This is a genomic window from Bifidobacterium apri (genome assembly GCF_009299485.1).
Lineage (GTDB): Bacteria > Actinomycetota > Actinomycetes > Actinomycetales > Bifidobacteriaceae > Bifidobacterium > Bifidobacterium apri.
On sequence record NZ_WBSO01000002.1, the window covers coordinates 283,357 to 308,709 of the forward strand.

General features: G+C 59.5%; 21 protein-coding genes and 3 tRNA genes. 8 read left to right on the plus strand and 16 right to left on the minus strand.

Annotated features, from left to right (window positions below):
• Window position 1 precedes the first annotated feature (1 nt).
• The 6 genes from ftsH to DSM100238_RS02515 all read right to left on the minus strand — a co-directional run bounded on the left by ftsH (window position 2) and on the right by DSM100238_RS02515 (window position 8,058).
• A complete protein-coding gene (ftsH, locus tag DSM100238_RS02490) occupies window positions 2-2,056 on the minus strand; it encodes an ATP-dependent zinc metalloprotease FtsH (protein WP_152355147.1) in 2,055 nt (684 codons plus the stop codon).
• Entirely contained in the window at window positions 2,053-2,616 is a 564-nt protein-coding gene (gene hpt / locus DSM100238_RS02495) for a hypoxanthine phosphoribosyltransferase (RefSeq protein ID WP_152355148.1), read from the minus strand. Before hpt ends, ftsH begins: the two co-directional genes overlap by 4 nt.
• Window positions 2,603-3,706 carry a tRNA lysidine(34) synthetase TilS gene (tilS, locus tag DSM100238_RS02500; RefSeq protein WP_152355149.1) on the minus strand — a complete coding sequence of 368 codons (1,104 nt, stop codon included), beginning with the start codon at window positions 3,704-3,706 and terminating at the stop codon, window positions 2,603-2,605. Before tilS ends, hpt begins: the two co-directional genes overlap by 14 nt.
• Window positions 3,707-3,715: 9 nt before the next feature.
• Entirely contained in the window at window positions 3,716-5,146 is a 1,431-nt protein-coding gene (gene dacB / locus DSM100238_RS02505) for a D-alanyl-D-alanine carboxypeptidase/D-alanyl-D-alanine endopeptidase (protein ID WP_167510997.1), read from the minus strand.
• 189 nt (window positions 5,147-5,335) lie between these two features.
• Window positions 5,336-6,562, minus strand: coding sequence for a glycosyltransferase family 2 protein (locus DSM100238_RS02510; protein WP_152355200.1), 1,227 nt, complete (start codon window positions 6,560-6,562; stop codon window positions 5,336-5,338).
• Complete coding sequence (locus DSM100238_RS02515; protein ID WP_152355151.1) at window positions 6,562-8,058, minus strand: AI-2E family transporter; 1,497 nt, start codon at window positions 8,056-8,058, stop codon at window positions 6,562-6,564. The genes DSM100238_RS02510 and DSM100238_RS02515 overlap by 1 nt, the downstream gene beginning before the upstream one ends.
• 104 nt (window positions 8,059-8,162) lie before the next feature.
• Between DSM100238_RS02515 and DSM100238_RS02520 the strand changes: the two genes are divergently transcribed.
• Complete coding sequence (locus DSM100238_RS02520; protein ID WP_152355152.1) at window positions 8,163-9,155, plus strand: glycosyltransferase family 2 protein; 993 nt, start codon at window positions 8,163-8,165, stop codon at window positions 9,153-9,155.
• Between the two features lie 164 nt (window positions 9,156-9,319).
• Here the strand turns inward: DSM100238_RS02520 and fucO are convergent, their stop codons facing one another.
• Window positions 9,320-10,471 carry a lactaldehyde reductase gene (gene fucO / locus DSM100238_RS02525; RefSeq protein ID WP_152355153.1) on the minus strand — a complete coding sequence of 384 codons (1,152 nt, stop codon included), beginning with the start codon at window positions 10,469-10,471 and terminating at the stop codon, window positions 9,320-9,322.
• 267 nt (window positions 10,472-10,738) lie between these two features.
• Here fucO and DSM100238_RS02530 point away from each other — a divergent pair, with 267 nt between their 5' ends.
• Window positions 10,739-10,927 carry a hypothetical protein gene (locus DSM100238_RS02530; protein ID WP_152355154.1) on the plus strand — a complete coding sequence of 63 codons (189 nt, stop codon included), beginning with the start codon at window positions 10,739-10,741 and terminating at the stop codon, window positions 10,925-10,927.
• Between the two features lie 676 nt (window positions 10,928-11,603).
• On the opposite strand, the gene DSM100238_RS02535 is transcribed toward DSM100238_RS02530, so the two are convergent.
• The 3 genes from DSM100238_RS02535 to DSM100238_RS09510 form a co-directional block, all read right to left on the minus strand.
• Window positions 11,604-11,676: transfer RNA gene (locus DSM100238_RS02535), tRNA-Phe, on the minus strand.
• 46 nt (window positions 11,677-11,722) lie between these two features.
• Window positions 11,723-11,796 (minus strand) — tRNA-Asp (locus DSM100238_RS02540).
• A gap of 135 nt (window positions 11,797-11,931) precedes the next feature.
• Window positions 11,932-12,891, minus strand: a complete 960-nt coding sequence (locus DSM100238_RS09510) for a DUF4190 domain-containing protein (RefSeq protein WP_240812301.1) — start codon at window positions 12,889-12,891, stop codon at window positions 11,932-11,934.
• A 178-nt stretch (window positions 12,892-13,069) separates the two neighbouring features.
• On the opposite strand from DSM100238_RS09510, the gene DSM100238_RS02550 reads away from it, so the two are divergent.
• The 4 genes from DSM100238_RS02550 to DSM100238_RS09680 all read left to right on the plus strand — a co-directional run bounded on the left by DSM100238_RS02550 (window position 13,070) and on the right by DSM100238_RS09680 (window position 16,494).
• Window positions 13,070-14,965 (plus strand): glycoside hydrolase family 13 protein, encoded by a 1,896-nt coding sequence (locus tag DSM100238_RS02550; protein WP_167510986.1) that lies wholly within the window; start codon window positions 13,070-13,072, stop codon window positions 14,963-14,965.
• Window positions 14,966-15,002: 37 nt separating this feature from the next.
• Entirely contained in the window at window positions 15,003-15,878 is an 876-nt protein-coding gene (gene trmB / locus DSM100238_RS02555; protein ID WP_205730667.1) for a tRNA (guanosine(46)-N7)-methyltransferase TrmB, read from the plus strand.
• 188 nt (window positions 15,879-16,066) lie between these two features.
• Window positions 16,067-16,141 (plus strand) — tRNA-Glu (locus DSM100238_RS02560).
• Between the two features lie 203 nt (window positions 16,142-16,344).
• Window positions 16,345-16,494, plus strand: coding sequence for an IS1/IS1595 family N-terminal zinc-binding domain-containing protein (locus DSM100238_RS09680; protein WP_420809194.1), 150 nt, complete (start codon window positions 16,345-16,347; stop codon window positions 16,492-16,494).
• A gap of 669 nt (window positions 16,495-17,163) precedes the next feature.
• On the opposite strand, the gene DSM100238_RS02565 is transcribed toward DSM100238_RS09680, so the two are convergent.
• From DSM100238_RS02565 to DSM100238_RS02575, 3 genes are all read right to left on the minus strand, one after another.
• Window positions 17,164-17,697 (minus strand): low molecular weight protein-tyrosine-phosphatase, encoded by a 534-nt coding sequence (locus tag DSM100238_RS02565; RefSeq protein ID WP_152355156.1) that lies wholly within the window; start codon window positions 17,695-17,697, stop codon window positions 17,164-17,166.
• Window positions 17,698-17,807: 110 nt separating this feature from the next.
• Window positions 17,808-18,494 carry a dihydrofolate reductase gene (locus DSM100238_RS02570; RefSeq protein ID WP_152355157.1) on the minus strand — a complete coding sequence of 229 codons (687 nt, stop codon included), beginning with the start codon at window positions 18,492-18,494 and terminating at the stop codon, window positions 17,808-17,810.
• Between the two features lie 49 nt (window positions 18,495-18,543).
• Complete coding sequence (locus DSM100238_RS02575) at window positions 18,544-19,344, minus strand: thymidylate synthase (RefSeq protein ID WP_205730672.1); 801 nt, start codon at window positions 19,342-19,344, stop codon at window positions 18,544-18,546.
• A gap of 275 nt (window positions 19,345-19,619) precedes the next feature.
• On the opposite strand from DSM100238_RS02575, the gene DSM100238_RS02580 reads away from it, so the two are divergent.
• Window positions 19,620-20,033: an OsmC family protein gene (locus tag DSM100238_RS02580; protein ID WP_152355159.1), complete on the plus strand. Its 414-nt coding sequence runs from the start codon at window positions 19,620-19,622 to the stop codon at window positions 20,031-20,033.
• Between the two features lie 196 nt (window positions 20,034-20,229).
• On the opposite strand, the gene DSM100238_RS02585 is transcribed toward DSM100238_RS02580, so the two are convergent.
• The 3 genes from DSM100238_RS02585 to DSM100238_RS02595 all read right to left on the minus strand — a co-directional run bounded on the left by DSM100238_RS02585 (window position 20,230) and on the right by DSM100238_RS02595 (window position 23,629).
• On the minus strand, window positions 20,230-21,270 hold the full coding sequence (locus DSM100238_RS02585; protein ID WP_152355160.1) for a universal stress protein: 1,041 nt from the start codon (window positions 21,268-21,270) through the stop codon (window positions 20,230-20,232).
• 480 nt (window positions 21,271-21,750) lie between these two features.
• The gene (locus DSM100238_RS02590; RefSeq protein WP_152355203.1) at window positions 21,751-22,530 is read right to left on the minus strand and encodes a C40 family peptidase; all 780 of its coding nucleotides are present in this window, start codon (window positions 22,528-22,530) and stop codon (window positions 21,751-21,753) included.
• A 157-nt stretch (window positions 22,531-22,687) separates the two neighbouring features.
• Entirely contained in the window at window positions 22,688-23,629 is a 942-nt protein-coding gene (locus DSM100238_RS02595) for a CHAP domain-containing protein (protein WP_152355161.1), read from the minus strand.
• A 341-nt stretch (window positions 23,630-23,970) separates the two neighbouring features.
• On the opposite strand from DSM100238_RS02595, the gene serC reads away from it, so the two are divergent.
• On the plus strand, window positions 23,971-25,113 hold the full coding sequence (serC, locus tag DSM100238_RS02600; RefSeq protein ID WP_152355162.1) for a phosphoserine transaminase: 1,143 nt from the start codon (window positions 23,971-23,973) through the stop codon (window positions 25,111-25,113).
• Window positions 25,114-25,353: the final 240 nt, after the last annotated feature.

Here is a 25,353-nt window from a genome sequence, read left to right on the forward strand (position 1 = left end):
GTCACTCGCCCGGCTTCATTCCGACGCCACGCTTGAGCGAATCAGGAATCTCGACCGGAGGCTTGTCGGAATCCGGCCGGCGTTCATCCGACAGCCACACTTCACGCTTCGGAGCTTTCTTCACGTTTGCGAAGATTTCGGCGAGCTCCTTTTCGTTGAGCGTCTCCTTGACCAACAGCTGGCGCACCAGCTCGTCAAGAATGTCACGATTGTCATTGATCGCGTTCCACGCTTCGGTATGCGCGTTCTCAATCAGCTTGTCGACTTCCTCATCAATGATCTGCGCGGTACGCTCCGAATACGGCCGAGGCTTGAGCCCGTCGTAATCGTCCTGCGCGTCCGCGTTGTCCCACTTGATGGCGCCGAGCTTGGAAGAGAAGCCGTATTCGAGCACCATCTTGCGGGCGATCTTCGTGGCCTTCTCGATATCGTTCGAGGCACCGGTGGTCGGGTCGTGGAAGACGATCTCCTCCGCGGTACGGCCGCCCATCGCATACGCCATCTGGTCGAGCAGCTGGTTGCGCGACTCGGAATAGCGGTCAGAGGTCGGCATGACTGCCGTGTACCCCAGTGCGCGGCCTCGCGGCAGAATCGTCACCTTGGTCACCGGGTCGGTGTCGTGCATGCATGCGGCGACCAACGCATGACCGCCCTCATGGTACGCGGTGTTGCGCAACTCGTTGAGCGCCATGCCCTTCGACTGGCGCTTCGGGCCGGCCTGTACACGGTCGATGGCCTCGTCGATGGCACGGTTGTCGATCAGCTGGGCACCAGCGCGGGCGCACAGCAACGCGGCTTCGTTGAGCACATTCGCCAGGTCGGCGCCAGTGAAGCCAGGTGTGCGCACAGCGACCATATGCAGGTCGACATCCGGCACGAACGGTTTGCCCTTGGCATGGACCTTCAAAATCGCCTCGCGGCCTTCCAAATCCGGAGCTTCGACCGCGACCTGACGATCGAATCGTCCGGGGCGCAGCAACGCCGGGTCGAGGACATCCGGACGGTTCGTGGCGGCGATGATAATCAGATTGGTATCGTTGTCGAATCCATCCATCTCAACAAGCAGCTGGTTCAACGTCTGCTCACGCTCGTCATGCCCGCCGCTCATGCCGGATCCACGCTTGCGACCGACGGCATCGATCTCGTCGATGAAGATGATCGCCGGAGCGTTCTTCTTCGCCTCATCGAACAGTTCACGCACACGAGAAGCGCCAAGGCCGACGAACATCTCGACGAAGTCCGAACCCGAAGTCGCGTAGAACGGCACGCCCGCCTCGCCTGCAATGGCACGCGCGAGCAGCGTCTTACCGGTTCCAGGAGGGCCATACAGCAGCACGCCACGCGGAATGCGGGCGCCAAGCGCCTTGTACTTGGACGGGTCTTTGAGGAAGTCCTTGATTTCCTCGACTTCCTGCAACGCGGCATCCTCGCCTTTGACGTCGGCGAAGCGCGTGCTCGGGGTCTGCCCTTCGAGCAGCTTCCCGTTGTTCTTACGGCCGCCCATGCCGAGCATGCCATTGCTCATCCGGCTCATCATGAACCACAGCAGTCCGAGGAAAATCACCAGCGGCAGGATCGACGTGATGAGATAGGACATCGCGCTGGTCTGCTGCATGTTGGATGTCCAGCCATCGCTCGGATCGTCCTTCTGCACAGCCTTGATGATATCCGCGCCTTGGGCGAAGGTGTAGTAGAACTGGACGTTCTTGCCGTAATTATGCGTCTTGCCTTGCGCATCGGTCTTCGTGTAATCGTTCTTCAGCTCGAGCTTGACCAGTTGCCGATTGTCAATCACCTCGGCATACTTGGCTTGCCCGTCCTCGAGCAACTTCAGACCATCCTGCGTGTTGATGGTTTGCGTGCCGCTGGAAGCGAACAGTTGGAATGCGCCGATTGTCAGCAGCACCAGCACGACGACCCACAGCCAGGGGGACTGCCACCACGGGTGATCCCCGTTGTTTCCCTTCGGCGAGTTATCGGAATCGCCACGGCGGAATGGATTGCCGTTGTTTCCGCCCATAGGCGGCCGCTGCTGCGGGCCTTGCGGATAGCTCATGCCTGTTCTCCTTGATATACTTCCGGCTTCAGCACCGCGATCGAATCGAGATTGCGGAAGCGTTCGTCATAATCGAGACCGAACCCGACGACAAATTCGTCAGGAACCTCATACCCCTTGTACTTTACCTGCACGTCGACTTCACGACGAGACGGCTTCTCCAACAGCGCGAAGACCTCCACGGATTGCGCACCTCTGCGCTTGAGTTCCTCGACCAGCCAAGCAAGCGTGCGCCCGGAATCGACGATGTCTTCGACAATCAGCACGTTGCGGCCACGCACATCCGTCGACAGGTCCTGGCGAACCGTGATCGTGCCGCTGCTTGATGTCCCCGACCCATAACTCGACAGGCTCATGAAATCCATCTGCACCGGAATGCTCATCGCCTGGGAGAAGGCGACCATGGTGTTGACCGCGCCCTTGAGCACTGCGACGAGCAGCGGATCTTTGCCGCGGTAGTCTTCACTCACCTGCGCCGCGACTTCATTGATTTTCTTGTGGATATCTGCCTTGCTGATCAACTCGTGGTCGATCTGGTCTTGAACATCAGCGATTTGCATGCCCACTATCTTGGCACACGCGAATGACGTGTCTCTTGCGAAAAGCTTGGTAACCGCTGGGAAGTGACACCGCGCCTTGCCCGTGCCAATCGACAGCGAGACGTTCGATGGCTTCGATGTGCTGTACGGACGCCGCCACGCCCAGATGTGCGCACACCATTGCGATCACTCGCGTTCTGATCGCCGCCGGCAGAACGGCCAACGACTTCACGTCCAGCGAACACCCACGGCTCCCCTGGGTCTCCTCGTCCAGCCTGACGACCGAATCGTACGCAATCTGCGTCTGAACGGCGAGATAATCCCGATCCTTGGCGGCCGCATCGGCGTACCTGGCCAGATGCCCGGCAATATCGCCACCTGCGATGTCATCAAGCAAGGGCATCAAGTCGTGACGAATCCGGGAACGCAACGGGTAGTCGCGCGGCAGCCGCTCCCCCGGAGCGATATGGTCGCCATTGGTCGGGTCGTCCCACCAGCTGATCGCCAAGTCACGGCAGATCGCGGTCGTCTGCTTCCGCGACACGCCAAGGAACGGGCGCAACAGCACCGTTCCGTCATATGCTGTGCGCTCACGCATGCCACCCAGTACATCAACGCCGCCCGAACGTATCAATCCCATGATGATGGTTTCGGCTTGGTCGTCCCTCGTATGGGCGAGCAGGACAGCCTGCGCACCGCATGCACGCGCTTCATCGGCAATCGCCGCGTATCTGGCATCACGAGCCGCAGCCTCCGGCCCGTTATGGTCCAGGTCAACATGCACGATGCGCACCACCACCGGGTCAAGCCCCAGATTCACGCAGCTGGCCGCCGCCTGTGAGGCGATACCGGCAGATCCTTCCTGCATGCGATGGTCGATCACAATCGCCCCGCACCGCAACCCCAACATCCCGCAAACGATATGGGCAACTGCGGCGAGCGCAAGGGAATCGCGCCCACCCGAACATGCGACCAGCACCAGGGGTGCATCGCGCATCGGGGTGTGCTCGCCGTGCCGAGCGAATCGCTCGTCCTGCCGATCGAGCCCCGCCCGCTGCAAGCATCCACGCAGCTGTCCGATGGCTGACTTCAAGGTTGCCGTGTATGTCATATCGTCCCCTTACAACCCCGCCAGCGAGCTCATGAACGTATTGATGGCGATTCGCGCCGAATACAGGTTCGTCGGATTATTGACGATTACGGCGAAGGAGAGCAATCCACCCTGGGTTCTGGACACATTGCCCGCCATGGAGGTGACCTGGTCAAGACTACCGGTTTTCACACGCAGCTGGCCGGCTACCGACTGATCGGTCAGACGAGTCTTCGCCGTGCCTACCAGCCCGGGGATGGACAGTCCCTCCGCCTGCGCCACAGCAGAGCCGATCTTGACATTGCGCTCCTGGACTTCCACCAGCGTGGTGACCGTCAGCCGCGACCCATCAGACAGGCCGGAACAGTCGGCCATCACCAGCCCATCGGTGGAAACGCCAAGCTTGTCAAGTTCTTGCTTGACCGCCGTGGTCGCCCCGGTGGGACTGTTCTCATTGCCGGTCGCATTGGCCAGCAGGCGACCGAATTCCTCGGCGAGCGTATTGTCTGAATGCCGCAGCGTGAACGCCATAATCTCGGCGAGTGTCGCGGACTGGACAGCCGCTATCGGAGAAAAACCTTGGGGCACGGCCTGTGCGGACGGATCACCGGTGACCGTAATGCCTTGTTGCACAAGGCGCTGCGCGAACGTCGACGCCGCATCCGCGGCAGGAGTCATGGAAAGCAGCGGATAGCTGGTGAACAAATCCGGATCGTGCTGTTGGTCGGCAGTCCATTGACGCCCGCCATCGACCGCCATTGAAGAAACCGCCGTGTAATACATATTGCCCGGGTTGTTCTGCGCGATAGTCGCCGGATAGCGCGGATCGGCGAACACCGTATCATCGTATTTCAACGTGACCGATGTGATTCCACGTTGTTTGAGCGCCGCTGCGGTGTTCTTGGCGAGTGTTGCCAAGCCTGCACGCCCGTTGACATGATTCGGGTCGCTTTCGCCTGATCCCAGCAGCATGTCGCCACTGCCTTTGAGATAGAGCGTTGCCGATGTGCCGCTGCCTACAAGGTAGGTTCCTGTAGTGAGCGTCGAGCCCATATCCAGCACCGACGCTGCGGCGAGCGCCGTCAACGTTTTCATGGTCGAAGCCGGTTCGCGCTGGGCTTGAGGCTCATGGCTCGCGACGACGGTGCCTTTCGCGTCCGCGATCACGATGGAGAAATCGCTTCCGACACTGGGGTCCGCGGCGAAGGTGTCAATCAGTTGCTGCGCCGCGGTGGCGTCAATAGCGCGTGTTCTGTTGGCTTTGCCGGTGAGCGTGGATGCCGTGCGGGCCGATAGCGGGTTCGCGTATGAAGGATTGGCGACATCAGACAACATGAGCACTCCTGGCAGGACGTCGGTCATGTCCCCCACGGCGTAGCCGATGACCAGCAGTATGGTCACGGCGGACGATATGGCGATACGCAACAACCGGCTCTTCTGTGTCCGTTGTTGTCTGCGCATCTGCCCCCGTGCTCCCACCACGTGCTCCTTCCGTCGAACGGTCATGTCACCGCGTGCCCCGCGCGTCTCGCAGGTCGGCTGGTGCTGCCCAGCTTAGCGCCCACGCTGAACGTGCCGGGTCATCCGCCGAAGACGCACAGCGTTGACCGACACGACACTCCGGACCCAGCGTTTGCAGCCGGCGCGCAGTCACTTGCCTCGATGCTCAATCGGCTTCCACTCGGCTTTCGAGAACACCGCCTGGAAGGAAATCGGGACATAGCTGAGCATGTAGATCGGGAAGCTGAGCACGTAAGCGAACAGTTCCTTGTTCGTGGCGCCGATCTGTCCGCGCTCGGCGACGCAAGTCAATGCGGCAAGACCCATCATCGCCAGCACGCCGAGCACAATGCCATACGTCCATCCGCCGATTGAGTCCAGCTGGCTTTGCCACGTGACGAATCCGCATGCCGCAAACAGGCAGCCCAGCAGGAACCGTGCGATGCCGAGCACCATGAACGGGCAGAGCACCAGCGTGAAATCGATGCAGGAGAAATCACGTTCCCGCACCGCACGTTTGATGAGCGCCGGCCCATAATACCGGAACACCTGCAGGAAGCCTTTGCTCCAACGCAGACGTTGACGCCAGCTCTGCCCGAAGGTGACCGGCTGCTCATCATACAGAATCGCGGTACCGCAGTACCCGATCCGGTCCCCGTGAAGCACCGAATCCATGCTGAACTCGAGGTCTTCGGTGAGCAGATGGAATTTCCACCCGCGGTTGCGACGCATGATTTCCTGGGAAAACATGAACCCCGTGCCGCCGACATGGCAGCTCGAGCCGAACAGCATACGGGAATTGTTCAGGAATCGAGACTCACGGATGAACCACAACGCGGAACCGGAAGACACCCAGTTGTCAGCAAGATTGACGGAGTTGCGGTAGCTGGTGAGGATTTTGAATCCGGCGTGGAACGCCTTGTTCATTTCTTCGATGTAATGCTTGTCAAGACGGTTGTCCGCGTCGAACACGAAAAACGCGTCATACTGGTCAGTCACGCCCTTGGCGATCATGTCGTCCAGCAGATAGCTCAGCGCGTAGCCTTTACCCACCTGTTCCTTGTTGAAACGTTCGACGACATGGCATCCCATATCGCGCACCAACTGGGCGGTGTGATCCGTGCAGTTGTCCGCGACCAGCCAGATGTCGACGAGCCGGGACGGATAGGTCTGCGAACGGATCGAATGGATGAGGTTGCCGATGACGGCTTCCTCGTTACGGGCGGATATCAGCACCGCATACCGCGTGTCCATAGGCGCGTCCGGGAAGGTGATCTGCTTGGCGAACAACGAAGCGACAACGCAAATCCCCTGGTAGACCAGACCGGCGCCGCCGAGGATCATGAGGAGAATATCAAGGACGGACAGCAGGACCATCAGTGCCACTTCTTTCTAGGATTGTCATCGTTCTGGGCGGGTTGCTGCACTTTGCGCGCTGTTTCATCGCCATCGGCGTCATGCTTGTCGCCGGGTTCACGTCCACAGACATCGGTCTCGTCCGTGCCTTTGAGCGGTTTGGCTTCGCTTGGAATCACGCCCTTGGGAATCGCAACGGTCGGCACATCGTCGTTCGCAACGGCATGGGCGACATGATGGTAAATCTGTTCCTGCAATTCAAGCAAATCGTCGCCATCCGGAATATGCGAGCTGGAACTCTGCGCCACACGGGGCATACGTTGGCTCATCGGCTTGATGATATGCTCGCTGAAGGCTTCCGCCCCCTCTACGACCTTGGATTTCTTCTTCGGCTCCGGATCATTCATCAACGGGGAATCAATCAGGTCGTACCGCTTGGTATACACACGGAAAATCGCTTGCAGACTGGCGGTGATCGGCAGCGCCAGGAACGCGCCGAGAGCGCCGAACAGCGACCCGAAAATCAAGACACACAGGAAGGCGATCGCAGGATTCAAATCCATGGTGCGCTGCGAAATCTTCGGCGAAAGAATCAGGTTTTCAATTTGCTGATAGACGACGATGAACACCACGACAATCACCGCATATGTCGGCCCGCGCGACGCCCATGCGAAAATCACCGGCAGGGCGCCGCCCAGATACGTGCCGATGGTGGGCACGAACTGGGAAGTCAAACCGCAGAACAACGCCAACGGCAGCCAATACGGCACGTGAATCACATCAAGGAAAATCGCCGTGCACGTGGCGTTGATGGCCGCGAGAATCGTGCGGGAGAACAGGAACCCGGAAATCTGGTCCTGCACCACAGTCCATGCAAACAGAAAACGGCGCTGGGTGGAGGGACCAAGCCACTGGCACAGGCTGCGGCGGACGCGAGGGCCCGCCGCCGAAACATAGTATGTGACCATGAGCACCGTAAGCAGGTTGAACAGGAAGCCGAACAGCCCTACCGTCGTGTTATAGGCTTGGCCGGCAACGTCCGTAAGCCATGATGTTTTGAGGTTCTTCATCACCTCATTGCCGAGATTCTCCATCTGCGGCAACTGGAAATCGAATTCCTTCGATACGAAATCGGTGATCTGATCATAATACGCGGGCACGCTTTGCACCATGGAGATGACCTGCTGGACGAACATGTTGCCGAACAGCGCCATCAGCGCCACCACGATGACGGAGACCCCGACCAAGCTGACCGCCGATGCCGCGCCGCGCTTCCAACCATGACGGATCAGCCTGATCACCAACGGTTCAATGGCGAGCGCAATGAACACCGACACCACGACGTCGAGGACGATGGTGTCGATTTTGCCCCACGAGTTCCAGACGAACACAGCGAGGAACACGGCGATCACAGCATAGAAAAGCCCACGGCCCCACCATTCAGGCGGGCGCCGGGGGTCGCCCTTCTGCGGGAAGACCGAGGCGAGATCGATTTGCGGTTCCTCGTGTTGGCTCATGGCTCCCCATTCTACATAGGCGGCACGAAACACCGGCCGTTGCCGCACATGTGACACCCGGCGAGAAGACGGCACTGTAGACGTCCTTGCTTATTCTAGAAAGCATGCTAACCGTATCGATTGTCATTCCCGCGTGGAACGAGGAGGAGCGCATCGCCGACTGTCTGACGAATGCAACCCGTCAGACCGTGATGCCCCATGAGGTGATTGTGGTGGATAACCGCTCCACCGACGCGACTGTCGACATCGTCAAGACATTCATGGAAGAGCACCCCGACGCGCCGGTCCGCCTGCTGCATCAGGATGAGGAACAAGGCCTGATTCCTACGCGCAATTACGGGTTGAACCACGCCACCGGGGACGTATTGGGACGTGTGGACGCCGACTGTATGCTCAAGCCCGATTGGGTTGAAGTGGTCTCCGGCATTTTCACCGAGGATCCCGAAGCGATGGGGGCGACGGGACCGGTCGTCTACTACGATATGCCCGCCAAGCGCGTCGGCTTGCGCGGCGACGACAGTGTCCGCCGGCACATGTACCGGGCGGACGGCGACCAGGTGCTGCTGTTCGGTTCGAATATGGCGTTGCGTGCGAGCGCATGGCGCCAGATCGCGAACGAGGTGTGCCGGGACCGCGAAGACGTCATGCATGAAGATATCGACGTCTCGTTGCATCTGCTTGGCCGCTCGATGAAAACCGTGTACTGCCAGCGCATGATTTGCGGCATTTCCGCTCGGCGTATGGACACGTCGTTCACGTCGTTCCGCAATTATATGAACCGGTTCCGCAACACCTTCGCAGCCCATCCGGACCATTGGCGCAAACGCAAGCCGGAACATACGCTGTACGCGCTCTACCCGTGGATGCACACCCTGTACCCGATGTATCAGCGGTATCTGGACCGCATGGATATCAATCCGGCGGAACGCTTGTGGCTCAAGGAACAGTTCGATGTGGCCAGACGTGACGAATCGGACGATGACGTCGCGAATGCGGCGGATGTTGCGGGGGCGACGGGTGCCGATTCCGGTCAAGCGGGCGATTCCAAGCCGCAGTCCGGCGGCCACAGCGAATTGACCGCGGCAAGGCAGGAATGAACCATCCGTGGTTGGGCGGAGGACTGCTGCCGTGCCGTCTTCTGCGTGACTGAGATGCACCGGCCCCATACACAAACTGGTTACGCTCACGAGCGTCTGAGCGTAACCAGTTTGTGTATGGGGGTGTGTATGGGATGTATGGGATGTGTGTGGGGATATTCCCGTTACATCAGGGACGTGTAGAGGGCGAGGATGTCCTCTTCGGTCGCCTTGCGCGGGTTGCCCGGCGTGCACACGTCATGGAACGCGTCGTGCGCAAGCGGCTTGAGATCGGCCTCGGTCGCACCGACCTGCGAGATCTTCGTCGGATTGCCCAAGTCAACGGTCAGACGATGGACCGCCTGGACCGCCTCCTCGCGCACGGTCTCCAAATCGCCGGTCATCGCGTCCGCAATGCCGAACGCCTGGGCGATATCACGGTACTTTTCGCCGGTGTAGTCTTTGTTGTATTCCATGACCGGGGCAAGCAGGATGCCATTGGCCACGCCATGGGCGACACCCAGCCGGCCGCCGAGCGGATGCGCCATGCCGTGTACCAGACCAAGGCCGACATTGGAATACGCCATGCCGGTGATGTAGCTGGCGTACGCCATCTGCTCGCCCGCTGCGACATCGCCGTCGGCGCTTTTCGCCAGGTTCTGCGCGATCATGCGGATGGTCTGCATCGACAGGCAGTCGGACAGCGCCCACGCGCCCGGCGTGACGAATCCCTCGATCGCATGGGTGAGCGCGTCCAAACCGGTGGCGACTTTCAGCCCGCGCGGCATGGAGTCGGTCAGATCCGGGTCCACGAAGGCCACGACAGGAATGTCATGCGGGTCGACCGCCACGAACTTGCGCTTGTTCGCCGTGTCGGTGATCACATAGTTGATGGTCGTCTCAGAAGCGGTGCCTGCGGTGGTGGGTACGCCGAAAATCGGGACGGACGGGTTCTTGGTATCCGCAACGCCCTCAAGCGAAAGCACATCGGCGAACTCAGGGTTCGCGGTGACGATGCCGATGCCCTTGCACGTGTCCTGCGGCGAGCCGCCACCCAAGCCGATGAGGAAGTCCGCTCCTGCGGAGGCGAATTTCTTCACGCCATCCTGGATGCATTCAACCGGCGGATTCGGCTTCACGTTGTCGAAAATCTCATACGGCAGGCCGGCTTCGTCAAGCACCGCGGTCACCTTAGCGACCGTGCCGGTTTCCAGCAATACCGGATCGGTTACGATGAAGGCCTTCTTGAAGCCGCGCGCCTTGGCGGCAACAGGTATTTCACGAATCGCGCCGCGACCGAAATACGCCGTCTGATTGAAGATCATACGATAGACCATTGTGTGTTCTCCTTCGAACAGTTCCCATCGTGTAGGAACGCCATTGTCGAGATTCATTGTAGTCAATCCCGCCGCGGACACAACACCGAGTGGCGGGCTAATCCGTCGTGCCGTGTCATGAGCGGGACTCGCCATGCTGGATATGGCCATCCCGGCTTCTCAGCAACCCGAATCTCAAACGCGAAAAATCAAGGAATCAGGCACGCAAGCCAAGCGCATAAGCCAGGCACATAAGCCAGGCACATAAGCTAGGCACATAAGGACAGCATGGTGGTCATCATGCTGTTCTGCCTTGGGAAAACAACACGTTCAGCGGAGCGACCAATCACGCTTGGGAAAACAACGCGTTCAGCAGAGAGACCAATCACGCTTGACGGCACGGCACATGCCCGGATGCTGCAGGACAACGGCGACGCCGGGCCGATGCGGGAGATCCTCTGCGAACCGGCCGACTAGCCATAAAGTCCCGTGTTTTCGCGGGAGTTCATCAAGGATTTGCGGTTTCAGCGGTTTTCTCCCGCATGCCGTTTCAGGAGTGATTTTTCGGAACCGCGAATTTCCAACGTTCTTGTTGGGAGAATATCCGCGAGAGCACCGGATTCCCATAAACTCCCGCGCCGGATATGGGAGAACAGGCGCACATCAGGAAATTCCGGCAGTTCTCCCGCGTTATCCCGCACGCCACTGCTCAAACCCCGGTCTCCCCTGCATCTACCGACGCCGACAACCGCCTCAGCATCGGCAAAACCTTCTGCCAACACTCAGCAGCCCATAAGCGTCAGCAGAAGGTTGTGGTCATGTCTCTACCGACACTGAGCGGACCGTAAGCGTCGACAAACGCCCCCACCGACACTGACGACACTCTCAGCGTCGGCAGAAGGTCGTACCGACACTGAGACATCCCTCAGCGTCGGCAGAGGGTTGTGGTTATGTCCCTACCGACACTGAGCGGCCCGTAAGCGTCGGCAGAAGGTTGGGTATGGTGCGTGATGCCGGATTCACTTCGCGGTCGGACACATGTTGGCCGATAACCCCATGTTGGCCGATAACCACGATAACCCGGTTGGGCACTGGGGTCGGCAGGGTCGCGAGAATGAGAAAACCCCGGTTCCATACAGAATCGGGGTTCTTGTGGCTCCGAGCGGGATCGATCCGCTGACCTAGCGATTTTCAGTCGCTCGCTCTACCAACTGAGCTACAGAGCCATGGACGGTTAAAAAAACCCGGATGAACCGGGTTTCTTACCATTCGCGACCTCGGCCGGACTTGAACCGGTGACCTCCGCCGTGACAGGGCGGCGCTCTAACCAACTGAGCTACGAGGCCGTGGCTTACTCGTTGAAGCAGCCGAGTGTTTATATTACTCAGATTGACCATGAGCGCAAATCGGACACACCTTTCGGCGTGTCGTTTTTTACCCGCCCATCAATAGCATCGATAAAACCTTGCAATACTGCGGATTCAGGCTCCGACAGCCTCGATATCCATACCATCGAGCGCCGCAGCTGCGCCACTGAGCCCGCCGTAGTCGTAACCGTCCCAGCCCTCGCCTTGACCGTCACCGCCGAGGAACCAGCCATCCCCGCCGTCCGCGGAAGCACCGTCACCAGTTGCGCCATCGCCGTTCTGACCACCTGCAAGCCCGCCTTCGCCTAATCCGGTCCCCGGCAACGTCTGACACTGTCCGCTGATGCATACCATGGGCCCGTCCGCCTGCCCGTCGCCCATACCGCCGTCGGACACGGACCGGGACAACGACGACACCAGCGCAAGCGCGATCAGCATCACAATAATCACATTGATCGCCCCGACAATAATGCCGGCAATCGCCAGTCCCCGGCTCTTCTCCCCCGATTTTCGGACCATGACCAAAGCAATAATCGACAGCACCAGACCTGCCAGTGGACTGACAAAAGCGAACACAAAACCGACAATCGTGAGCACATTCCATGATTGATTCGGATACATCTGCCGATAGGCTTGCTGCACCGGCCACATATACCCTTGGCCCCCGTTGGAATACCCCTGTTGAGGCTGACCGTATGGGTATGGGTATTGGCCGAATGCCCCTTGGGCTGACTGCTGCTCAGGAACGTGCCACGCCGGCGCTTGCCCCTCCCCCGCAGGCCGACGCCCGTGCGAGCCGGCATCGGACCGACCAGCGGAGGCGTATGCACCCGTATCACCGCCAGCCACGCCAGCCGCATCGGCATCCGGAACATCCGCCTCGGGAGGCACAGTCCCGGGAACGTCCTGCGGCTGGCCGTACAACGGAACCGCAGACGATGCCAGTTCGGAAGAGAAGCCGGAAGATGACAGCCGAAGCGCCGAACGATCCCCGGACTCATCACCGGTCTGAGAAGTGGAATCCCGCTGGAATTCCGACGATTGCTTGATTGTCTGATCCTGATTGTCACCCATAGTTGCATTGTATCGACGCAGGATAACGTCTCATGGTCCGCCACACCGCGCAAACGTCATCATTCCCGTTGTATCATCACCCTAGCTCCTTTGGCGGCACCACATGGCATACGCGACGAAACAAGGCGCACAATGCTACTTGGCGCAAAGACAACGTTTGCAAGAAATGGAGACCGACATGACGACAGCATCACATCGACCAGCACAGGCGTCACAAGCGCAGGAAGACGGCTGCCAACCACCGCTGCCCCACCATGACGGTTCGACACTCTACGTTTCCGACGCATGCCCGAAACTCGGGGACACCGTCCGCGTACGCGTGCGCATCCCGCGATCCGCACCCTATACCGCAGTCGTGCTTCGATCACTCGCCGACGACGAGCTGCACCTTGAACATGCGAAGCCGATTCTGCACACCGACACCGAAACCTGGTACGAGGCGCCGTTGCCCGTCCACAACCCAGTCACCCAATACCGGTTCGCCCTGCTGCGCGACGGCGGATTCGACTGGCTCAACGCGCTCGGCGTATACGACCGCGAAGTCAGCGACATCTTCGACTTCCGCATCACCACATTCGCCCCCTCACCGGCATGGAACCGGGAAGGCGCCACCTATCAGATCTTCCCCGATCGTTTCGCACGTTCAGAACAGTCCTCCACACGTCAGGCTCCCGACTGGGCGCATCCGACCGCATGGTCGACCAAACCACTCGCCTATGGGGCGGAAACAGGACGCCAATGGTATGGCGGCGATCTGGCAGGAGTCGAAGAGCATCTCGAATATATTCAGAACCTCGGTTTCACAACCGTCTATCTCACGCCATGCTTCCCGGCACGTTCCGTCCACCGGTATGATGCTTCGACATTCGACCATATCGATCCGCTGCTCGGCGGCGACGAGGCGCTGCGCTCCCTGGCACGAGCATGCCACAGCCGAGGCATGCGCATCATGGGCGACCTGACGCTCAACCACACCGGTTCCAGCCACGAATGGTTCCAGCGCGCCCTGCACCATCCTGACAGCGAGGAACGCGACTACTACCTTTGGAACCAGTATCCCGATGATTACGTGGCCTGGATGGGCATCAAAGCGCTGCCGAAACTCAATTGGACTTCACCCAAGCTGATCAATCGGATGATTCGCGGGGCATCCAGCAGCGCAGGCAAATGGCTTGGCGGGGATGACGGCCTGGACGGCTGGCGCATCGATGTGGCCAACCAGACCGGACGCTGGGCTGCGATGGATGAGAATCATGTGGTCGCCACGACCATCCGCTCCACCATTGACGAATTGACCGACGGCAATGGAGCGCTTATCGCCGAGTACATGCCAGACGCCACACGCGATCTGGCCGGCGACGGATGGCAGGGCGTGATGAACTATGCCGCCTTCTCCCACCCGCTGTGGATGTGGGTCGCCGATCCGCACAGCCAAGTCAAGCGTTTTGGATTCGACGAGACCTTCCCACGACGCGACGGCATCGCCATGGCCGATACCATGCGCGAACTGCTCGCACAAATCCCATGGAAAGTCGCCGAATCGCAATGGAATCTCATCGACAGCCACGACAGCGCGCGCATCCTCACCCTCACTCAAAGCCCGCAAGTGGCTCATGCGGCGCTCGGCATGATGATGACATACCCTGGCGTGCCGATGGCATTCGCCGGCGACGAGCGGGATGCGACCGGCATCACCGGCGAGGAAAGCCGCACCCCGATGGACTGGGATGCGCCCGAAAACGCCCACAGCGCGACGATTGCCCGCTATCGTGAACTGCTGACGCTGCGCAAGACGTCCAGCGCCCTGACCCACGGCGGTCTGCGGTGGGTCAGCGTGCAACCGGATGCGGTGGCGTATCTGCGCGAGGACGCGAACGATCGTCTGCTGGTTGTCGTCGCACGGCAAGGCGGGCAGCAGGTGCACGTCGCACGCGAATGGTTGGGCAATGCCGATCCGCAATTGGTTGCCGGGCAAGGAACCGTAGCACCGGCGGACCGTGGCGCTTCCTTCGCACTCGCCGACGCGGGCTATGGCGTCTGGCGTCTGGGCGATATTGAAGTGCCGCGCTGGTAGTTTCTGCGTGTCCGACACCGGCCGCTATAAAAGAACTATGCAAGATCACGAGGAACAGCCGGCATTGAGCACGCAGCGCGTACAGAGTCTGCGATCGGACTCGCAGCACGCGGACGAAGCCCAGCCAATCCGGCACGAGCATAAGGTCCTGTCGTTCGTCCGCCGTTCAGGCAGACTTGACGCCCGGTTGCAGCGTGCATGGGACACCTACGCCGACACGTATTTGCTGCCGTTGAACGCCGCTGAAGGATCGCTGGACGTCCGCCAGGACTGGCGGCTCACACCTGAGTGGATTCACGACACGTGGGCCAACGATCACCCGTTGGTCATCGAAATCGGAACCGGGCAGGGCGAGAATATCATCGCCGCCGCCGCGCAGCACCCGGATATCAACTATCTGGCGCTGGAAGTCTACGATCCGGGTGTCGCCCACACCATGCTTCGGGCGGGCAAGCAGCAGCTGCGCAACCTGCGCATCGCCCAGATCAACGCACCGGAACTGTTCGCGAACGCCGACGCGGCGACCGTCAGTGAAGTGTGGACCTTCTTCCCCGACCCTTGGCCGAAGATGAAGCATCACAAGCGTCGGATCGTCCAGCCGGCACTGGCCGAAGCCGTTCACCGGGCGCTGGTAGCCGGCGGCGTATGGCGTATCGCCACCGATATCGAGGATTATGCGTTGCATGTGCATGAGGTCATGGACGGCCGGGATGATTTCGAGAACCTCGGCGAGATCACCGTCAGTCTGCCTACTGGACACGTCGGCAAAGGCAACGCGGATCTCGCGCTGGACATGCCACATGCGGATTTTGTGGAGTCAAGCCGTTTCGAGGGACGTGTGCTGACGAACTTCGAGAAAAAAGGTCTGGACGCCGGCAGGGTCATCCACGATTTCACGTATCGTAGCCGTTGATGTGTTTTGGCGGCGATCGGCCGGTCGATACCATTGCGCCATCCACGATGTTGTCTATCGGCTGTAGATACGCTGCCAGTCCGATGTCAATGCCGCCGATGCATATCCTCAACGGGAAAAACGACACGCCGAAACCGAGGATTTTGCATTCTGGCTGCTTTGTGTTTATCATAGCTAAGTTGTTTGACGCCCCCTTCGTCTAACGGTTAGGACACCAGACTTTCAATCTGACAACGAGAGTTCGACTCTCTCAGGGGGTACCACTTCGAAGCCTGCCAGCAATGGTGGGCTTTTTTCTTTTCGGTGGATTACCCGGGTACTGCGCAACCGTGGCATATAGGAACCAAAATTATTGCTTATAATCCCCGCAGGCGTTGTGGCCGTAAGCGTGTCGGGGTGTCGAACTTGGCTCCTGTGTCTTCATGGAGTGATGAGGACATGATCGAACAGGGCCCCCGAGTGCGGATTGTGCGGGGCGAGGATGAAGAAGAACGGCCACGACCGGCTCGGGCGCCAACGCTGGATGTGCCCGGGGTGCAGGACGGCGGGCTCGGCACGCGACCTGTCCAGGCGCAGGCGTGCCGAGCTGGCGGGGTTCCGGCATATAGGCATATAGGAACCTTCGACGGAGACGCCCCGGAACCCGGCACCTCAATCGAATGGACTGACCTGCACATGCCTGTCTTCAACACCTGAACGAGAAGTCTAAAGCAATAACTTTGGTTCCTATATGCCGCAACCGTCGGCCGTACAAGTCCAAATTCGGCTTTCCGGCGTTTCCCCGAGTAATACGCGAACTGGGCAATCAGAATTCCTGGGGGCGGCCGCGCTGGGGATCGCCCCGCTCCCATGTCTCGAAATCTTGAGCGAGGGCAACTTCCGCGCGTGCACGCCCTAACGGCATGCACGCCCCAACCTTCTACCGACACTCACCAGCCCCTCAGCGTCGGCAGAAACAGAAAGACAACCCACAACCGACACTGAGAGATGCGTCGACGTCGGTAGAAGCAGAAAGACAACCCACTGCCGACACTGAAAGATACGTCAGCGTCGGCAGAAACAGGAGAACAACCTTCTGCCGACGCTCACTAGGCACCCAGCGTCGGCAGAAGCAGGTGAATCGCGGCAGATACTCGCCACACAGTCGCGAGTCACGGCAGTAGTTCGCAGCCGCGACTCACACGGCGACAGTTCGCGTGCTGCAGGTCACTCACTGCGCTAGTTCGCAGCAACGGTTTACACGGCAGCGGTTCGCCTGTCGCAGGTCACCGCCACGGTTCGCGGGTCACTGACCGATATGCTCACTGACCCAATCGACGATATACGGGGCGACCTGCTCAATCTGATCGATGGCGATATTGAAATCCTCAGGACCGCCATACCACGGATCCACCAAATCAATCTGGTCTTCACGCCCGGCAGGCGGCTTCGGCAGGTTGGGATCGAAACTGCGATACATGTGCACGTCCGACCGTTTGGCAGGCGGCAGCAGCCTGACCAGTGCGCGCATATGGGAGGCGGTCATCGGCAGGAACAAGTCACTGTCGTTGATTTCCTGACGCGTAATACGATGCGCGAAATGGTGCGCCGGAATCTCGTATCCACGTTGACGCAGCACCACAACCGCACGAGGGTCAATCGGGTGCCCATACTCCTCATCGCTGACACCGCTGGACATGACCCGCACCCGATCGGCAAGCCCGCGCTCGTTGAACCGTTCGCGCAGAATGATTTCCGCCATCGGCGACCGGCAGATATTGCCGGTGCAGACGGTCATCACCGTATAGCGCGGGTCTTGAGATGATTGCGTAGCGGTCATGCGACAGCCCCTTTCACAAATGACATGACATCGAGATTGACTCAATTGACTTGACGGACAGCTGCGAAATGAACGGCTGCGGACCACAGACAACGGTTCGCAGCCATCCATCATAATGCTTCGTCGTCTTCCGACTCACCGTCGGTTTTGCGATATGTCTCAAAACGATACTCGCGGATACCGTTTTCCGGATGCTTCGGCAGCATCCACGGCGTCACATCGGCGAGCTTCCACAGCCCCGTCGCGGCGAGCTCTTCCATATCCGGCGCATAGGTGTCGGCTTCGACCGTTGCCCGGATACGTGTCACGAACACCTGTTTGGCAAACGGCAACGCTTCCCTGAATATCTGCGCGCCGCCGATGACCCAGATCTCACTGCGGTCGAGCCCATCGTCGGGGATCGCTTCCTGACGCGCCAAATCAAAGGCGTCATCAAGGTTCTCGACAACGGTCGCCCCCGGTGCTTCATACCCGCTGTTGCGCGATACGACGATATTGTCGCGATTCGGCAACGGCCGGAACTTCGGGTCGAGCGACTCCCAAGTCTTACGCCCCATGATGACCGGGTGGGAAACGGTCAGTTCCTTGAACCGTTTCATATCTTCAGCCAAATGCCACGGCATGCCGCCATGGAAACCGATAGCACCTTCGCGTCCCTCATTGTCGCGCGCCTGTGCCCATATCAGATTCACCGTGAAGGTCTTGGGGAAATCATCACCCCAATCCTCGGTGTCTTCCTGCCCGGCCAATCCGGGCTTGCGTTCGTGATAGCCGCTTTGGCTACTGTCATACCCCATTTCATAAACTCCTTGAACTCAATGGACTGGGATAAGTGTAGACGATGCTTCAGACGGCAACAGGAGCCTTGATCGTCGGATGATGTTGATACCCGACCACCTTGAAATCGTCATACGTGTAATCAAACAACGAATCCGCTTTTCGGATCTCCATGCGAGGATACGGGTACGGGGTGCGCGACAACTGTTCAAGCACCTGGTCGATATGATTGTCATACACATGGCAATCACCGCCGGTCCACACAAACTCACCGGGTTCGAGATCGGTCTGCTGCGCGATCATCATGGTGAGCAGCGAATAGGACGCGATATTGAATGGCACCCCGAGGAACATATCGCAGCTGCGTTGATACAGCTGGCACGACAACTTGCCGTCAGCCACGTAGAACTGGAACAGTGCGTGGCACGGCGGCAAGGCCATATGCTCGACTTCCGCAGGATTCCAAGCGCTGACGACCATACGACGCGAATCCGGGTGGTTGCGGATCAAATCAAGTACATTGGAGATCTGATCGATGGTGCGGTTCGGATCCTCAGGTGTCGGCGCCGGCCAGCTGCGCCACTGGGCGCCGTATACAGGGCCGAGATCGCCGTTCTCGTCGGCCCACTCGTCCCAGATATGCACATTGTTTTCTTGCAACCAGCGCACATTCGTGGAGCCTTTCAGGAACCACAACAGCTCGTAGGCAATGCCACGGAAGAACACGGTCTTCGTGGTGAGCAGAGGGAAATACTCGCTCAAATCGAACCGCATCTGCTGGCCAAACAGCGAAATCGTGCCGGTTCCCGTGCGATCGGATTTCAGCGTGCCCTCACGAAGGATCTTGCGGACCAAGTCCTCGTAAGGCATGGGAATGTCCGTCTGCGGACGTTCCGGAATACGGGTGCGGATATCAGCAAGCTGTTCGGCGGTCAAAGGCATGACCCCATGGTAGCAGTGACCCGCCGATTTCAGCTGGAAGCCATCACAAAAACGCCGCTGATTTCGCCCAACGCCCGGCGTGTGGCATCGCAGGCGCCCCGGCATGTCCACAAATCCCGCTGTGAGCGGATACCGGGCAGGTGCTTGGGCTAATCTGTAAGCATCGGCGCGAGAAGCGCGCCAGCAACTCCAGGAGGCACAACATGGGCAAACGGCTTTGGGTCGAGCGGAATAAAGATGGTTCATGGGACGCGTTCAGCGAGGACGGCGCGCACCTCAAATTCGGCAAGGGCAGAGGCCTGTTCACCCCCGGTGACTTGATGAAAGTCGCGCTGGCGGGGTGCGCTGCGCTCTCCAGCAAATTCCCGATCGAGAATACTTTGGGCGAAGGTTCGGGCGCAAGAATCGTCGTTGACGGCACCTATGACCCGGAGACCGATTCCTATCTGTCCTTCGAAGAGCAGGTGAACGTGGACGCGACTTCTGCTGATCTCGATGACGACGAGGTGGCAAAGCTCAAGGAACGTGTCGAACGCCATATCGAGAAAGGCTGCACGGTCGCGCACACCTACCGGCAGGAGACGCCGGTGCGTGTGAACGTCACGGTTCGCAAGTAATTCGCGTACCTCCATGGTGCGTGACACGTATGCTGCGATTCGCGCACCGGACGCTTGAGCACGTGGCTGCTTGAATATTGATGCCGCCATCCGCAGGTTGCGGGTGGCGGCATCATACGTTGGGGTTCCAGGTGCTGGCATCCGACTGGTTGCCCGCCGGCTGTCTACCGGCTGCTGAAAGCCGGATGCCTACACCTTACTCCTTATGCTCCGGGTCGATCTTCGACTCGATGGCGCTGACCTGCTCGGCGCCGGCGGTGGGCACCTGAACGGCTTCGACGCCGGAAATATCGTCGATCGGCTTGGTCGGCACATCCGCGGGCGAGCTCGGAACGGTGTCAAGCTGGGATTCCGCCGCTTCCACATACTTGCGCGGCACCACATATACCGGGCTGACCGCATGCTGGAGCAATCCCTGGCTTGTGGAGCCGAGCAGCAGACCGGTGAATCCGCCGCGGCCGCGCGACCCGACCACCACGACATCATGGTCATAGCTCGCTTTGGTGAGCGTATCGACCGCGTTGCCCGGCACAATCTCCTTGTGGATCTCAAGGTCGGGGTGGGCTTCCTCGATCGGCTTGATACGCACGGCGAGATCGTCCATGTACGAATCCATAACGCCCTTGTCTTCCGCGGCGCCCTTGACATTCGGCACAGCGGAGATCACATCGAGCTGTGCGTTCCAGCTTGCCGCGAAGTCAGCGGCGATCTCAAGGGCTTTCAGGCCCCACTTGGATTCGTCCGAGCCGACAGCGACATGCTTGATCTTATTGTTCAGATGCATCAGGTTGCCATCATCATCGGTGTAGGGCACAACGACAATCGGGCAATATGCATACGCGGGCAGCGATGAGCTGGTCGTGCCCAGCAGCCGCTCGGCAAGACCGCCCTTGCCCCGGTTGCCGATGACGATGAGATTGTAGTTGCGCGACAGTTCAACGAACACAGACGCCGGATCCCCGGTCACAATCAGCGTCGCCGCTTTCACACCCTGTTCATCGGCGATGGCCTTCGCCTTGGACAGAATCTCCTGCGCATCATTGTGCGCGGCGTTGTCATCGCCCATCGCGGTGTATGTGGCGTCGAATGATACGGCGGCATAGCTCGGCAGTGAGTATGCGCACACGATCTGCAGGGTCAGTCCCGCATGCTTCGCATAATTCGCAGCCCACCACGTGGCCTTGTAGCTTGCATGGGATCCATCCACGCCGACGAGGATTGCCTTGTCGTTAATCATGACGACCTCCTTCATTCATTGGCGACGCAGCGGTACGCCACCACTACTTTCACCTTACTCCACCATTGTGAGTCTTCAAGGACAGTGTCGCAAGAAAAAATCCGGAGAATACGTTGTGATATCCGCATTGGCCTGGAATGTGTACCGAGGTGGCAGACGCTCTCGCTGTTCGCAGCTTGCCGATCGTTTGGGATCGGCACGATACACTACGGGTAGTCAGTGCAGAAGCAGGCGTGTTGCCGCCACCATCAGCGATGATGGAATCCGCCTTGAGAAACCCTAAATCTCGACGATTATGCCGAACATCGAGATATTCGGACACCTTGTATCGATATTTCCCGCCGAGCAGGATGAGACAGCTACAGTGCCGCACCGGTGTGGCACACCCATGAATACCATGTGAGGCGCCTGTTCAGACGCCTCACATGCTCATACAACCATGGATCGGTTGGATTCTTCGCCGCCGTGACGGGCTGCGGATTACAACAGACGACGGATCGAGTAAGATCCGCTGAATGCGTATGCGACCGGCGTGTATACGGTTCCAGCGTTCTTGTTCAACGCGTTGACCACCATACCGTTGCCGACATAGATACCGGAATGCACACCGTTCGCGATGATATCGCCCGGCTGTGCTTCAGCGAGGGAAGGCACCGCTGTGCCCACTGTGGCCTGACTGCCGGAATAATGGGGAAGACTGATTCCCATCTGCGCGTACACGTACTGCACGAAGCCGGAGCAATCCCAGCCTGCCGGCGTATTGCCGCCGCTGACGTACGGAACCACGCCCACGAATTGTGCTGCATACGCGACCAGCGCGCTGGCGGATGCACTGTCAGGCGCCTTGACCGTGGTTGCAGTGCTCGAGGTCGATGTATTCAAGCTGCTGCGGCTCTGTGAACGGCTTGCCGCCTGCTGCTGTGCTTGCGCCGCAGCCTGTTGCGCCGCTTGCTGAGCAGCCTGCTGTGCAGCCGCTTCCGCAGCCGCCTTGGCTTCGGCTTCCTTTTCCGCCGTGGACTTGGTCTGCGGCGGGTTCAACGATTCAATACCACCCCAATTTGACGAGGAATCCACGCTGGTCGATGTCGATTCGGCAAGCAGATTCTTCTTGACGGTTGTGGTCTTGGGGAACGAACGTGACGACGTGACCGCTTCGTCGGTCGTCGCTGATTGTGCGGACGCTGAAGGGGCAATCGCCGCCAACGATATACACGCGGCTGCAACTGCGACCATCGCTGTGAGAGATTTACCTAGTTTCATCATCAAAGCAATACCATAGCATGCCTAACTTACAGAAAGCTGAGACGCATGTTGGTTATCCGCCTGACGGCACCAGACACGCCGAACACCGCACAAAGCCGCGGATGACACGGCCGACGACACGGCCCGAGCCAGACAATACCAAGAACGCTTCGCGTCAGTAATGAATGAATTGCAGTTGCGAAGCCTGGTCCGCCGTAAAAGTACGGGACACCGTTTTGCCGTTGAGTGACGCCCCGCATTCCGATGTCACGATCGAACCGTCGGCATTGATCTGCTCGACGATGGCGACATGACCGTACACCGTGCTCGACCCGAACTGCCCGCGCTGGAACACGATGACATCGCCGACATGGCGCGGTGTGGTATCAACCCAATACCCCAGCTTCTTCGCGGACGCAGCCCATTGAGCGCCATCGCCAAGATGCGAACCGACCGGCAGCCCGAGCTGATGACGACGCACATACGCCCACCACGTGCACTGGCTGAACGAATACTGGTTGCCGGAATCACCCGCATCATGGTTGGGGTCGAACCCCGAGGGAAGCAGGCTCTTGTCGGCCTCATACAACACGGCGACCACTGGATTCGACACTGCCGTCTGCGACATCTGCGAGACGTCGAGATCGGAATTCGAGGAGCCCAAGGACCAGTTGCCCGAGCTGGTCGTCCCGTCAGCCGCTCCAAGAGACGTACGCTCCTGCGAACGGGACACCGAACTGCCCGAAGCCGACTTGGCGGTCTGGACGGTGCCGGTAGCCGCTGTGGACGATGCGAGCGAAGTAGAGGCATTCATATTGCTGAAACTGATTGCCGCTGCTGCAGCACCCGCCAACGCGACCATGGAGCCTGAAGCCATGAAACGGGACTTGCGACGGGCGGCACGCGCTGATTCACGGATCGCTCGCCGAGTCAGGGGCGCGACTTCTTCAAGCTTTGCCGCGAGTACAGGGTCAAGGCCGAGCGTCTGCTCACCGCCGTCTTCGCGGACTGCGCGCACGCTATGTGCCGCATGGGAGCCACGATGGGACGGCGCGAATACATCAGCTACACGAAAACCGCGACCTGATTGCGTCGCTTTCCGTGCCGCATGCTTCATACTCGAGTACTCCTTACGCCGTCACCTTGAAAACCAAGATCTGCCACAAGCCGGAACCTCTCCGCTACAGCCCTGATACATATGCTTCGCAGGGCGCGGCCGACTCGGCTCATCTCCTTGCTACTTTACAACCTGTCCTGACCACCCTGCAACACGTCAAACGTTATACTCCGACGGCCGCCACCGAGTGGCAACGGATTTCCAGACACCTGTTCTGCTCGCTCCGGCGTGTCTCCTTATCCCGATCAACACGTCCTGAGTCCATCGACATGCAAGCATCCATGACCACGATATGTACAGCGGACGGCAGTCAATCCACCCGGTTAGCTACCCTAGCAAGCATGAGCAATACAGTGACAATTCCCGAATCCATGCTTCCACGGGACGGTCGGTTCGGCTCCGGCCCGAGCAAAATCCGTCCCGAGCAGGTGCAGGCCCTCGACGCCGGCGCCACCAAGCTGCTCGGCACCTCCCACCGCCAGGCGCCGGTCAAGCAGCTCGTCGGGTCTATTCGCGAGGGGCTTGCTCAGTTCTTCAATATTCCCGATGGCTACGAAGTCGTTCTCGGCAACGGCGGTGCGACCGCATTCTGGGATATGGCGTGTGCTTCGCTCATCACCCGCAAAGCGGCGTTCGGCGTGTACGGCTCGTTCAGCGAGAAATTCGCCATCGAGGCCGACAAGACCCCGTTCCTCGAGAAACCGGAGATGTTCCGCTCGGAACCGGGAACCTACCGACTTCCTGAACTCACCGAATATGTAGACACCTACTGCTGGGCGCACAACGAGACCTCAACCGGTGTCGCCGCCCCGGTCAAGCGAATCGCCGGCAGCGTCGAACAGGGCGCGATCACCTTGGTGGACGCGACCAGCGGCGCAGGCGTGCTGTCAGTCGACATGTCGCAATGCGACGCCTATTACTTCTCGCCGCAGAAAGCATTCGGCTCCGACGGCGGCATGTGGATCGCCATCCTCTCCCCTGCGGCCATCGAACGCGCGTACGCGTTGGAAGAAAGCACGAAGCTGGAAGGCGCCCGGCGCTGGGTCCCCACCTTCCTATCCCTGAAATCCGCAATCGACAACTCCCGCAAGGACCAGACGCTCAACACACCCGCTGTGGCGACACTGATCATGCTTGAGAACCAGATCCGTTGGCTCAACGACAACGGCGGACTGGCGTGGGCACACGCCCGTTGCGCGAAATCCGCTTCCCTGTTGTACCAGTGGGCGGAACGCAGCGAGTACGCGCATCCCTTCGTCGAGGACGAGAGCGCCCGCTCCACAGCGACCGTGACCATCGATCTCGACGACGCCATCAGCGCCAAGCAAGTCATCCAGGCGCTGCGCGACAACGGCATCGTCGACACGGGCGGGTACCGCAAGCTCGGACGCAATCAGCTGCGCATCGGCGTATTCCCGTCAGTGGAACCGTCCGATATCGTAGCGCTCACCAAGTGCGTCGATTACATCGTCGAACATCTGTAATCGGCTGATTCGCTCGATATGCTCAACTGTCTACGTCTGCCGTGGTGCGGGCGTAGACAGTTTTTGTTTTTCGGAGGAATCGGGATTCAACTTCTGCGCGATACGCCCCGATATGGCGAGATTTGAGAACAGCATCCGAACAACGCGAGCGTAAAGGCAGATGCCGAGAGATATTGAGATTCCGCAGCATGCCCTGCACATGCAGCAGTTCTTGGAGCTTGGAAATCAACGTTCTGCGAC